Source organism: Pseudobacter sp. (assembly GCF_051955275.1).
GTDB lineage: Bacteria > Bacteroidota > Bacteroidia > Chitinophagales > Chitinophagaceae > Pseudobacter.
In genome coordinates, this window is the sequence record NZ_JBQCGW010000072.1 from 1 (window position 1) to 12,042 (window position 12,042).

At 49.1% G+C, this 12,042-nt stretch carries 11 protein-coding genes; 10 read left to right on the plus strand and 1 reads right to left on the minus strand.

The window, feature by feature from the left end:
• Positions 1-155: 155 nt before the first annotated feature.
• The 6 genes from ACTHMC_RS06300 to moeB all read left to right on the plus strand — a co-directional run bounded on the left by ACTHMC_RS06300 (position 156) and on the right by moeB (position 5,386).
• On the plus strand, positions 156-1,757 hold the full coding sequence (locus ACTHMC_RS06300) for a L,D-transpeptidase family protein (protein ID WP_440411839.1): 1,602 nt from the start codon (positions 156-158) through the stop codon (positions 1,755-1,757).
• Positions 1,758-1,880: 123 nt separating this feature from the next.
• Positions 1,881-2,210 (plus strand): DMT family transporter, encoded by a 330-nt coding sequence (locus ACTHMC_RS06305; protein WP_440411841.1) that lies wholly within the window; start codon positions 1,881-1,883, stop codon positions 2,208-2,210.
• Positions 2,211-2,502: 292 nt separating this feature from the next.
• A complete protein-coding gene (locus ACTHMC_RS06310) occupies positions 2,503-3,450 on the plus strand; it encodes a PLP-dependent cysteine synthase family protein (RefSeq protein ID WP_440411842.1) in 948 nt (315 codons plus the stop codon).
• Positions 3,447-3,902 carry a Mov34/MPN/PAD-1 family protein gene (locus ACTHMC_RS06315; protein ID WP_440411844.1) on the plus strand — a complete coding sequence of 152 codons (456 nt, stop codon included), beginning with the start codon at positions 3,447-3,449 and terminating at the stop codon, positions 3,900-3,902. The genes ACTHMC_RS06310 and ACTHMC_RS06315 overlap by 4 nt, the downstream gene beginning before the upstream one ends.
• Before the next feature lie 12 nt (positions 3,903-3,914).
• Positions 3,915-4,193, plus strand: coding sequence for a MoaD/ThiS family protein (locus ACTHMC_RS06320; RefSeq protein WP_440411846.1), 279 nt, complete (start codon positions 3,915-3,917; stop codon positions 4,191-4,193).
• A 29-nt stretch (positions 4,194-4,222) separates the two neighbouring features.
• Positions 4,223-5,386 carry a molybdopterin-synthase adenylyltransferase MoeB gene (gene moeB / locus ACTHMC_RS06325; RefSeq protein ID WP_440411847.1) on the plus strand — a complete coding sequence of 388 codons (1,164 nt, stop codon included), beginning with the start codon at positions 4,223-4,225 and terminating at the stop codon, positions 5,384-5,386.
• A 200-nt stretch (positions 5,387-5,586) separates the two neighbouring features.
• Here the strand turns inward: moeB and ACTHMC_RS06330 are convergent, their stop codons facing one another.
• The gene (locus ACTHMC_RS06330; protein WP_440411849.1) at positions 5,587-7,149 is read right to left on the minus strand and encodes a hypothetical protein; all 1,563 of its coding nucleotides are present in this window, start codon (positions 7,147-7,149) and stop codon (positions 5,587-5,589) included.
• A 222-nt stretch (positions 7,150-7,371) separates the two neighbouring features.
• Between ACTHMC_RS06330 and ACTHMC_RS06335 the strand changes: the two genes are divergently transcribed.
• The 4 genes from ACTHMC_RS06335 to leuB all read left to right on the plus strand — a co-directional run bounded on the left by ACTHMC_RS06335 (position 7,372) and on the right by leuB (position 11,776).
• Positions 7,372-8,541, plus strand: a complete 1,170-nt coding sequence (locus ACTHMC_RS06335) for a 2-isopropylmalate synthase (protein ID WP_440411850.1) — start codon at positions 7,372-7,374, stop codon at positions 8,539-8,541.
• Between the two features lie 79 nt (positions 8,542-8,620).
• Positions 8,621-10,018, plus strand: a complete 1,398-nt coding sequence (gene leuC / locus ACTHMC_RS06340; RefSeq protein ID WP_440411852.1) for a 3-isopropylmalate dehydratase large subunit — start codon at positions 8,621-8,623, stop codon at positions 10,016-10,018.
• Positions 10,019-10,030: 12 nt separating this feature from the next.
• Positions 10,031-10,627, plus strand: coding sequence for a 3-isopropylmalate dehydratase small subunit (gene leuD, locus ACTHMC_RS06345; protein ID WP_440411854.1), 597 nt, complete (start codon positions 10,031-10,033; stop codon positions 10,625-10,627).
• Positions 10,628-10,660: 33 nt separating this feature from the next.
• Complete coding sequence (gene leuB, locus ACTHMC_RS06350; protein ID WP_440411856.1) at positions 10,661-11,776, plus strand: 3-isopropylmalate dehydrogenase; 1,116 nt, start codon at positions 10,661-10,663, stop codon at positions 11,774-11,776.
• Positions 11,777-12,042 lie beyond the last annotated feature (266 nt).

A 12,042-nucleotide genomic window follows, 5' to 3' on the forward strand; every position in this document is an offset into this window, starting at 1 on the left:
TGGCAGATCAAAACTGATAAAGGTGTGGAAGGATATGCGGCAGCACAATATCTCACTCCGGTAGAGTAAACTTTAACAGTTGTTTCCGGCCGGTTTTCATCAGACTGGTCGGAAATTTCTTTTTTAATCCGGAACCATTAATATATTAGCGACCTATGAGTAGAATATTTCAGATCCTGACGGTAACGGCTATAGTATTTTACGGCTGTAAAGAAAGTAAAGAAAAGAAAGAATCTCCGGTAGCCCCACGCGATACCACCATCAATGTAAACAACTCGTACAGCGAACTGTTCTTCGACAGCACCCGCATGGAACAGTATATAGTCAAAGAAAAAATCCCGGATACACTGGCAAACCGCATCCGCAGTTTTTATAACAGCCGTAACTACCAGTACGCCTGGTTCCTCGATGGCACCATTGCGGAATATGTACCCACCTTCATAGAAATGCAGAGTAATTATATCGGTTACTCAGGCGACAGCGCCATCTATGATCCCAAGCTGAATGTGGTGATCGATTCCATCAAGAACAATAAGGACAGCTTTAATGTAAAGAGCCCGCTGCTGCTCAGCACCGAGCTGAGGCTTACCGAGCAGTTCTTCCGTTTTGCCCACAGGGCCTGGGCCGGTAGCCATGAACAACCCAAAGACCTGGGCTGGTTCATCCCACGTAAAAAAGTGGATGTGGTATCGCAGCTGGATTCCCTTATCAAAAACAAAGGGAAGGATGTTGAACGCTATGAACCTGTTAACCGCCAGTACAACCTGCTGAAAGATTACCTCGTAAAATATTATGATATCCAGAAAGCCGGCGGCTGGCCAACCATCCCGGACATCGGTAAGAAAACCTACAAGTCCGGTGATTCAGCGGCAGCCATCGTGCATATCAAAAAGCGCCTTATTGCTTCCGGCGACCTGAAAGGGAAGGATACCAGCAACCTTTTCACACCAGAACTTGACGAGGCTGTGAAAACCTACGAAGCCCGTTATGGTTTTACAGAAGATGGAAAAGTGAACAATAAACTGGTGGCTGAAATGAACAAGCCGGTGGGCGACCGTATCCGCCAGCTGCTTATCAATATGGAAAGGATACGCTGGGTGCCTGCAGATCCTCCTGCCGATTACCTGCTCATCAATATCCCGGAGTACCGGTTACATGTATACGAAGATGGCAAGCATGCCTGGGATATGGGCGTTGTAGTGGGCACACCTGCGCATAATACCGTGATCTTCTCCGGCGACCTGCAATACATTGTTTTCAGTCCTTACTGGAATGTACCTCCCGGCATCCTCAAAAATGAAGTGCTGCCCGGCATCAAAAAGAACCCGAACTACCTGGCCAAACATCATATGGAGTGGAATGGCAAGAATAATGTGCGCCAGCTGCCTGGTCCCTGGAATAGCCTGGGCGCCGTAAAATTCCTCTTCCCCAACTCTTACAATATTTACCTGCACGATACCCCCAGCCGCAGTCTGTTCGACCGTGATCAGCGCGCCTTCAGTCATGGCTGTATCCGCCTGCATGAGCCGAAGCGGCTGGCCGAATACCTCTTGCGGAATGAGCCCAAATGGGATTCCACCAGTATCACAAAGGCTATGAAATCCAATAAAGAACAGTATGTGACTCTGAAACAGACCATCCCTGTGTTCATAGGCTATTTCACCGCCTGGGTTGACCGCCAGGGAAGACTGAATTTCCGGGATGACGTGTACGGCCACGACAAAAAGATGGCAGAGCACCTGTTTGCGACAAAATGATCCATGGCTTTCAACCTTTTGCGGATGTTACTGTTCTTACCGGCTCAGACAGCCCTTTTTATCATTTGTATAATTTGTGCATGCCGGGATGGTGGAACTTTGCACGCCTAAAACATCATTGTTATGAACTGGATCATTCTGATTGTGGCCGGATTGTTTGAAGTGGCTTTTACTACCTGTATGAGTAAAGCCCGCGAAACTACCGGCGCCGTTTCAACCGGCTGGTGGGTTGCCTTCCTGATCACCATGAGTATCAGCATGTACCTGCTTTACAGGGCCACACTTTCCCTGCCCATGGGCACCGCCTATGCAGTATGGACGGGCATCGGGGCGGTAGGTACCGTACTGGTGGGCATCTTCTTTTTCAAGGAACCCGCACATTTCTGGAGAGTATTTTTCATATTCCTCCTAATCGGTTCAATCATAGGTCTAAAGGCCGTGTCGAAACACTAAGCAGCATTTTTTTAACAGATAGTCTACCTGTTCAATAGGAATTTCAAAAAAAATCCTGTTATATTTGTAGAGAAATCAATTGACCGATGCGTAATATCCATTCAAATAATTCTTGTTGTTGTTGTTGTACTCAACACTCCAGGGCTATTTGGGTGGGCAATGGCCATTGGTTAAGTTAGTGTATAATAATATGCATCAACATAGTGAAAGCTCCACCGCAGGTGGGGCTTTTTTTATGTATCCCCCCTCTGCGTCCGGCTCTCATCAACTCATAACAACAAAAATTCCGACAATGTCCGTTACAACAGCCACTACAGCCGTTGATCCATTGCTGCTGCAATCCGTAAAACAGCTTTCAGGTCAGATCGGCCGCACACCGCTGCATGCAGTCACCCGACTCTTTTCAAAGCCCGGTGTACATCTCTATGCCAAGAAGGAATGGGAGCAGTTGTCGGGCAGCGTGAAAGCGCGCGCCGCATACAATATCTTCCGGCAGGCCATCGAGAACGGACAACTCACCCCGGACATCTCATTGCTGGATGCCACCAGCGGTAATACCGGTATCGCCTATGCGAAAATAGGAAGCCTCCTCAATATTCCGGTTACACTCTGCCTTCCGGAAAATGCCAGTAAGGAAAGGAAGGAGATCCTCACTGCACTGGGTGCAAATATCATCTATACATCTCCCTTTGAAGGCACCGACGGTGCACAGGCTGTGGCCCGCGAACTGGCGGCAGCAGATCCATCAAAATATTTCTACGCTGACCAGTACAGGAACAACAATAACTGGAAAGCACATTACCATACCACGGCACCGGAAATAAAAGAAGCCCTGCCCGGTATCACTCATTTTGTGGCAGCGCTCGGTACTACCGGAACTTTTACAGGAACAGGAAGAAGACTGAAAGAGCTCGATCCATCGATCCGGCTCATCTCTCTGCAACCCGATAATCCCCTGCATGGCCTGGAAGGATGGAAGCACCTGGAAACCGCGCTGGTTCCCGGCATATACGATGCCTCTGTGGCCGACGAAAATCATACCGTGGGAACCGAAGAAGCCTGGCAACTGATGAAGGATGCCTGGAAATATGAAGGCCTGCGGCTCAGTCCCAGCAGTGCTGCCAACCTGGCCGGCGCCATCCGCGTGGCGGAAGAAATTGAATCGGGGATAGTGGTCACCATCCTGCCCGACAATGCAGACAAATACAGTGAAGTAGTATCTAAACTCAACATCATATGATCATCCTTGATACGCTGGCCCGTGCAGAACTGCTCAAAGATGCAGTGATCGCATTTCCCGACGAATGCTGTGGTTTCCTTTTTGGAAGAGAAGAAAGCAACGGCTTCCGTGCCGTAACGCAGATCCAGGTGGTGAACAATGCAAAAGAAGGAGACAAGCGCCGCCGTTTTGCCATTTCCCCACTGGATTATATCAAAGCAGAACAGTATGCTGAAGACCATCAGCTGCAACTGCTGGGCGTATACCATTCCCATCCCAATCATCCGGCCATTCCTTCGGAGCACGACAGGATAGCGGCACAGCCCTGGTTTTCCTACGTGATCGTTTCAGTACTGGATGGCAGGCCCGATGCGCTCCGCAGCTGGAGGCTCAACGACGAGGACCAGTTCGACGAAGAGAATGTTGGCGTAGTGGCCAGCAGCATCAACCATGAATTCAATCATCAATCATAAACCACAACAACAATGGCAACAGTAATTATTCCCACCCCACTCAGGAAATTCACCAATAACACGGCAAGACTGCAGGTGGCAGCAGTGAACATACAGCAAACGGTAGACGAGCTTACACTTAATTTCCCGGATCTTAAAAAACACCTCCTGGATGAACAGGGGCAGATCCGTTCCTTCGTGAACATCTTCGTGGACAACGATGATATCAGGGATCTGCAGAAGGAAAAGACTGCCGTTCAGCCCGATACCATCATCAGTATCATTCCTGCCATTGCAGGCGGTTATGCATAATAGTTATATAAAATCAAAAACATCATCCCATGAGCAACAATAACCCTGTTACCTTCTCCAAAGATGAACTGGCCAGGTATAACCGGCATATCATCATCCCTGAATTCGGACTGGAAGCACAGCAGAAACTGAAAGCCGCCAAAGTGCTGATAGTAGGCTCCGGCGGCCTGGGAAGCCCGGCCCTGCTCTACCTGGCAGCAGCCGGTGTTGGCACCATCGGCATCGTTGATTTTGATGTGGTGGACGATAGCAACCTTCAACGCCAGGTATTGTTCGGTGTGGAAGCCATCGGGAAACCGAAAGTGGAAGAAGCGAAAAAAAGACTGGAAGCCCTGAACCCGCATATCAAGATCATTCTTCACAATACACAGCTCACCAGCCAGAATGCACTTGATATTCTGAAAGACTACGATGTGGTATCAGACGGAACGGATAATTTCCCTACCCGTTACCTGGTGAATGATGCAGCCGTATTGCTCGGCAAGCCGAATGTATACGCATCCATCTTCCAGTTCGAGGGACAGGTGAGCGTATTCAATTATCGCAAAGCCAATGGTGAACCGGGCCCCAATTACCGTGACCTCTATCCAACACCACCACCACCTGGACTGGTTCCCAGTTGTGCTGAAGGCGGCGTGCTGGGTGTATTGCCCGGCATTATCGGCAGCCTGCAGGCGCTGGAGACCATCAAGGTGATCACAGGTGTGGGGGAACCGTTGGTCGGCCGTTTTTATATTTTCGATGCGCTCAATTTCGAGAGCCGCACTTTCAAGATTTCAAGGAGGGACGACAATCCGCTCAATGGTAGGAACCCCAGCATCACAAAGCTGATAGACTATGAACAGTTCTGCGGAATGAAGGCGGTAGAGAAACCAATAAAAGAGATCACTCCGGAGGAATTGTACAACTGGCAGGTGAAAGGGGAAGCATTCCAGCTGATCGATGTGCGTGAACAGCATGAGTATGATATCGTGAACATCGGGGCGGAACTGATACCATTGTCAACAGTGGCAGCCAATGCGGAACGCATCAGCAGGGATCAGAAAGTGGTAGTACATTGTAAAATGGGAGGACGCAGCGCCAAAGCCATCCGTGAGCTGGAAGAGAAGTTCGGGTTCGATAATCTGTATAACCTGAAAGGAGGGATACTGAGGTGGATTGATGAAGTACAGCCGGAACTGACGAAGTATTGATTGGTATCCGATTGCGGGAGTGCGCAAAGTAAGTCGGGCTGTGCCCGGAAAATTGGGCTGTGCCCGGCAAATTAGGGTGTGTCCGGTAGCTCGCCTCTGGCGAGTTACTTATATTGGTTTGCCTCCGGCGAACGTTGAACTCGCCAGAGGCGAGCAAATAGAAGTCACTCGCGGGGACGCGAGCGACTGGGCACACTCTGCTATTCCTCCACCGCCTTCCTCTTGCTGGCCTGCAGGTATTTCTGCCTTATAATATTCTGCACCGGAACATTATTGATCTTGCTTTCCAGCCAGGAGATAATATCCAGGTACATGAACGCGCGCGTTTCATAACGGTTACGCTCATGTTGTTTTAATTTATTGAGCAGCTTTTCAAATTCCCCCTTGAGGTCTTTCGGAGTTACATGGAAAGATCTTCTTAAGAATTTAAATACTTCTTCCTCTACCACAGACAGGTTCTCCATTTTGCTCATGAAGCGGTATACAGACTTGAACAGATATTCCAGCAGGTCAAAATTCTTCAGCTCGTAATGCGCAATCAGGTGCAGCAGGCGGCTGTAGGCCTGCAGATCTGTGCGCAGGTCCACCTTCCAGTTGATGATCTTGTTGAGGTATTCGATAGCCATTTCATAATTGCCGCTGCCGAAATACAGCGAGGCGAACTTGTAATAGAATACGAGGATCCGGTGCCTGTCGAGATACAGCGAATACTCCTGCAATTTCCCTTCTATCACCGGAACCAGTTCACAGCCTTGCGTGAAAGTGCCGTGCATGAAATGCTTGTTGATCCGGCTGATATTGAGGTACACGAAGGTCTGGATAGTGTTGTTGTGATTATGCACCACGATGCCGGAATGGGAGAACTGTTCAAATACATCCAGCACTTCGCTGAACTTCTGAAAATTGCCCAGGTCGAAATGCGCGCTGAGCAGGTTGTGGAGGCCTTTGATATAATGGGCGGTCTCTACATCGATCATCTGGTCCTCTTTTTTGAAGAGGTCAACCCATTTCTGTGTGTAACGGTAATACGTGAGCAGATCCTGGCGGATGAAGGCGTACCAGCAATAGCACTGGTAGCGGTACAACCTTTCATAGAATCCTTTGGCTTCTTCCGCTTCTTTAGGGAAGTGCGTTTCAAAAAAGCTGGTCACCGATTTTTCGTCCTTTTCATTTCTCGCATGACCATTCCTGATATACCAGCTGTACAACTGAAGGGCCAGGTTGCTCAGTTTGGAGGTCATGATAAGCCGCTTGTTCACTTCCTCCACTTCCGAGGTGAGGCGGTCTGCGCGGTCCTGCATACTGCGCGTGATATGCAGTGCTTCGATCTTCTTTTCAAAGAAGAGTACCTGCAGGAGGTAAGTGAACTGGTTATGGGCCCGGGCAAGGTCCTTCATGCGGTCAAGCACTTTCAGGCTCTGGAGGTAGAGGCCTTTATTGTACAGGATCCGGGCATGGTCCATCTGTTCGCGGAGTTGGATATCGATATTCTCTTCATCCTTGATCAGGCGGAGGGAGCTGAGGATCTGTTTGTACAGATGTGCCTTTATATTGGAGAGCTGTTGCTTTTTGAGGTCTTTGTTCTTTTTGAGCAGCAATGCCTCGTCGTATTCCTCCATTTTATCCATGGCATCGAAGAGCTGGACCACTTTCAGGTCCTCACCGGAGGAATTCCGGGTCACATACAGTTTAAAATTTCGCTTTTCGGACTTTTCCAGTGAGTGGATCAGTTGAAATAATGCGTCTGTTGATCTATTGGGCATCGTAGTTTAATATCGTTGAAATGCTTGATGGACAAGGCTTTGTGGTTGTCTGGCACCCCCTAAGAAGTGTAAAATACCCACTATTTTGATTTCCTTCCCCAAAATAATGGCAATAATTTCGGTTAAGCAGGTTGTTTTACCGGTTATCTATAGCAAGCAACACAAAAGTAAAACAACCTGCCTTTTCAAATTTCTTAAAACTAAATCCACCTATTGAATAGTATGCCGGATCAAAAGATATACATATTCGACACTACCCTCAGAGACGGTGAGCAGGTCCCTGGCTGCAAATTGAATACCAAAGAGAAGATAGAGCTGGCGCTTGCACTGGAAGATCTGGGCGTAGACATCATCGAAGCCGGTTTCCCGATATCCTCTCCCGGAGATTTCCAGAGCGTGGAAGAAATTTCCAAAGTGATCAAAAATGCCACTATCTGTGCATTGAGCCGGTCTGTGCAAAAGGATATCGAGGTAGCAGGTGAAGCGCTGAAGAAAGCTAAAAGAGGTCGTATCCACACGGGTATCGGCACTTCGGATTTTCATATCAAAGGTAAATTCAACAGTAACAGGGAAGATATCCTGGAGCGTGCCATCCAGTGTGTGAAATGGGCCAGGAACTACACGGACGACGTGGAATTCTATGCAGAAGATGCGGGCCGTACGGAGAACGAATACCTGGCACGTGTGATAGAGGCTGTGATCGCCGCTGGCGCCACCACGGTGAATATCCCGGATACAACAGGTTATTGCCTGCCCTCACAGTATGGGGAAAAGATCGCCTTCCTGGTGAACAATGTTTCCAATATCGATAAAGCAGTGATCAGTTGCCATTGTCATAATGACCTGGGCCTGGCCACTGCCAATTCCATTGCCGGTGTGATGAACGGAGCAAGGCAGATCGAGTGTACCATCAACGGTCTGGGCGAGCGTGCCGGTAATACTTCCCTCGAAGAGGTGGTGATGATCCTGAAGCAGCACCATGCGCTCGGATTCACCACCAGCATCAATGCACAACAACTGAACCCTCTGAGCCGGCTGGTATCCGATACCATGCGGATGCCGGTACAACCCAATAAAGCGATCGTAGGAAGCAATGCTTTCAGCCATTCCTCCGGTATTCACCAGGACGGATTCCTGAAAGATGCGCAGACCTACGAGATCATCAACCCGGATGAAGTGGGAGCGGAAGGCAGCAAGATCGTGCTGACGGCACGCAGCGGCCGCAGTGCCCTGGCACACCGTTTCCATAAGCTCGGTTTCCAGTACACAAGGAACGACATAGATGTTTTGTATGCACAATTCCTCAATGTGGCGGATGGCAAGAAAGAAGTTAATGATGAGGATCTGCAAGCCCTGGCCAACGAATACCAGGCCGTGGCCGTAACAGCGTGAGCAGTATTTTCTCATAATCATGTAGTTTTTGTTTTCGCGTGGCGCGTCTGCGCCACGCTTTCTTCACAAAAAGAAATCAATGGCTAAGACTTTATTTGATAAGATCTGGGATAAGCACGTTGTTCAGCAGATCGACGGCGGCCCCTCAGTGCTGTATATCGACAAACATTTCATTCACGAAGTGACCAGCCCGCAGGCTTTCCAGGGCATCGAGAAAAGGGGCATGAAAGTATTCCGCCCGCAGCAGGTGGTAGCAACAGCAGACCACAACGTTCCCACACTTCAGCAGCACCTCCCCATCAAAGACGAACTCTCCAGGGTTCAGGTGCAGCAACTCATCTCCAACTGTAAGAATCATAATATCGAATTATACGGATTGGGTCATCCATTCCAGGGTATTGTACACGTGATAGGACCGGAACTGGGCGTTACGCAGCCCGGCATGACCATCGTTTGTGGCGACAGCCATACCAGCACGCACGGCGCATTCGGCGCTATTGCCTTTGGTATCGGAACCAGTGAAGTGGAGATGGTGATGGCAACTCAGTGCCTGATGCAGTCTAAACCAAAACTCATGCGAATCAATGTAGACGGAACATTGAACAAAGGAGTGGTATCAAAGGACATTATTCTCTACATTATCGCACAGATCTCAGCATCAGGTGCTACCGGTTATTTTGTTGAATACGCAGGATCCGCCATCCGCAGCCTGAGCATGGAAGGCCGTATGACCATCTGCAATATGAGCATCGAGATGGGTGCGCGCGGTGGCATGATCGCTCCCGATGAGGTGACCTTCGAATACATCAAAGGCCGCCAGTTCGCTCCCGGCAATGGGCAGTGGGACCGCAAGATGGAACAGTGGAAAGAGCTGTATTCCGATGCGGATGCAAAATTCGATGTGGAGATCAATATCAAAGCGGAAGACATCGAACCGATGATCACCTACGGCACCAATCCCGGTATGGGAGTGAGCGTGGCAGGAAAGATCCCCGGCGAAACCGATGTGGACGATAAAGAGAAACCTTCGTTCCTCAAATCCCTCGACTATATGGGCCTCCAGCCTGGCAGCCGTATCAAAGGCAAGAAGGTGGATTATGTGTTCATCGGCAGCTGCACCAACAGCCGTATTGAAGACCTGAGGCTGGTGGCAGACTTTGTAAAAGGCAAGAAGAAGTCGGACGATGTGGAAGTATGGATTGTGCCCGGCTCCAAACAGGTGGAAAAGCAGGCTATCGCAGAAGGTATCGATAAGATCTTCGAAGAAGCTGGCTTCCAGCTCCGTCAACCCGGATGCTCTGCCTGCCTGGGTATGAATGAAGACAAGATCCCGGCCGGTAAATATTGCGTAAGTACCTCTAACAGGAACTTCGAGGGAAGGCAGGGACCCAATGCCAGGACCTTCCTGGTAAGCCCGCTGACGGCCGCTGTGGCAGCTATCACCGGAGAAGTAGGAGACGTAAGAGATTTCATCTAAAAAGTACAACAAGTGAGTAAAGCAATCAATATAGTATCAAGCAGGGTGGTGCCACTGAAAGAAGACAATGTGGACACAGACCAGATCATTCCGGCACGCTTCCTGAAAGCCACCAGCCGCGATGGTTTTGGAAAGAACCTCTTCCGCGACTGGCGTTTTGCCAACGATGATGAGAATCAGCCCCGCGCTGAATTCGTGCTCAATAATCCTACCTACACCGGTAAGGTACTGGTGGCAGGAAAGAACTTCGGTTGCGGATCCAGCCGCGAGCATGCTGCCTGGGCCATCAAGGACTATGGCTTTGATGTAGTGGTAAGCAGCTTCTTTGCCGATATCTTCCGTAACAACGCCCTCAATAACTTCCTGGTGCCTGTTCAGGTGAGCGACGAATTCCTGCAGCAGCTCTTCGCTGCCGTGGAAAAAGATCCTGCTACAGAAGTGGTGGTTAACGTAGAGGCACAAACGATTTCCGTACCTGCTGCCGGACTGGAGAGCAGCTTCGACATCAATAATTACAAGAAAACCTGTCTGCTCAACGGCTACGATGATATCGACTACCTGCTCAGTATCAAACCGGCCATTGAAGCATTTGAACAACAATACAAATAGAGGAATCCTCTGAACCCTGAAACGCATCAAACTATGGAAAAAAATATTGTAGTTATAGAAGGTGACGGTATCGGTCCGGAAGTGACCCGCCAATCCGTGAAGGTACTGAACACCATTGCAGAGCAGTTCGGTCATACCTTTCATTATACATACTGCCTGATGGGGGCTGATGCCATCGACAAAACAGGCAATCCGCTGCCTGATGAAACCATCGAGGCCTGCCTCAACAGCGATGCCATCCTCTTCGGCGCCATCGGCCATCCTAAATACGATAATGATCCTACCGCCAAAGTAAGGCCTGAACAGGGTTTGCTGAAACTTCGCAAGAGCCTGCAGCTTTTCGCCAATATCAGGCCCGTTACCACTTATGCATCATTGCATCACCTGAGCCCGCTCAAAACAAAGAATATCGAAGGGGTTGATTTTGTGATCTTCCGCGAGCTCACGGGTGGCATTTACTTTGGTAAGAAAGAAGTGAACGAAGAAAGGACACAGGCCTCTGATGATTGCGTGTACACTCGTGAAGAGATCGAACGCGTATCACACCTGGCTTTTCAATATGCACAACAACGAAGGAAGAAGCTCACACTGGTGGATAAGGCCAACGTGCTGGAAACATCCCGCCTCTGGCGCAAAGTGGTGCAGGAGATCGCTGCACAGTATGCTGATGTGACCGTTGACTTCCTGTTCGTGGATAATGCCGCCATGCAGATCATCCTGAATCCCAAACAATTTGATGTGGTGCTCACGGAGAATATGTTCGGTGATATCATCAGTGATGAAGCCAGCGTGATCAGCGGTTCACTGGGGCTGTTGCCTTCTGCCAGCATTGGCAAAGGCGCTGCATTGTTTGAGCCGATCCACGGTTCTTACCCGCAGGCAGCCGGCAAGGATATTGCCAACCCGCTGGGTTCCATCCTCAGTTCAGCCATGCTGCTGGATCACCTCGGCCTCGCAAAAGAAGCAGCCCTGGTGCGTGAAGCCGCAGAGTGGACGCTGAGCAATGGCTTTGTAACGAAAGACATTGATTCTGTGAACTTTTACTTCACCAGCACTATTGGTGAACTGATCTGTGATTATGTTTCAAACCGCGTACCAGGCGGTATCAATAAGGCAAATATTGAGTTGAGGAAATCAACCATTATTTAAGTTTTTTCTGAAAAGTTGCTTGCTACAGTTCTTTTAATCGATCGGCGGGTGTATATTCGCAGAACATTACATCTCATATGTTCAAGAGCGGACTTAATAATATTATCACTGTTGTCATCGCAATTATTATTGTGGTGGTCGTGATTATTATTATTCCCGTACAGAACGGTGGTGGAGTGTAGCTAAAAATAATAAAATTTTTAATAATAAAAAGCGACCCGCCTCCCAAAGGCGGGTCGCTTTTTTGTTTAGGCTAACAAACGCTA

Excerpts from the sequence above, each read along its gene's own strand:
- ACTHMC_RS06300 (WP_440411839.1), top strand. The coding sequence starts at position 156 with ATGAGTAGAATATTTCAGATCCTGACGGTAACGGCTATAGTATTTTAC.
- ACTHMC_RS06305 (WP_440411841.1), top strand. The coding sequence starts at position 1,881 with ATGAACTGGATCATTCTGATTGTGGCCGGATTGTTTGAAGTGGCTTTT.
- ACTHMC_RS06310 (WP_440411842.1), top strand. The coding sequence starts at position 2,503 with ATGTCCGTTACAACAGCCACTACAGCCGTTGATCCATTGCTGCTGCAA.
- ACTHMC_RS06315 (WP_440411844.1), top strand. The coding sequence starts at position 3,447 with ATGATCATCCTTGATACGCTGGCCCGTGCAGAACTGCTCAAAGATGCA.
- ACTHMC_RS06320 (WP_440411846.1), top strand. The coding sequence starts at position 3,915 with ATGGCAACAGTAATTATTCCCACCCCACTCAGGAAATTCACCAATAAC.
- moeB (WP_440411847.1), top strand. The coding sequence starts at position 4,223 with ATGAGCAACAATAACCCTGTTACCTTCTCCAAAGATGAACTGGCCAGG.
- ACTHMC_RS06330 (WP_440411849.1), bottom strand. The coding sequence starts at position 7,149 with ATGCCCAATAGATCAACAGACGCATTATTTCAACTGATCCACTCACTG.
- ACTHMC_RS06335 (WP_440411850.1), top strand. The coding sequence starts at position 7,372 with ATGCCGGATCAAAAGATATACATATTCGACACTACCCTCAGAGACGGT.
- leuC (WP_440411852.1), top strand. The coding sequence starts at position 8,621 with ATGGCTAAGACTTTATTTGATAAGATCTGGGATAAGCACGTTGTTCAG.
- leuB (WP_440411856.1), top strand. The coding sequence starts at position 10,661 with ATGGAAAAAAATATTGTAGTTATAGAAGGTGACGGTATCGGTCCGGAA.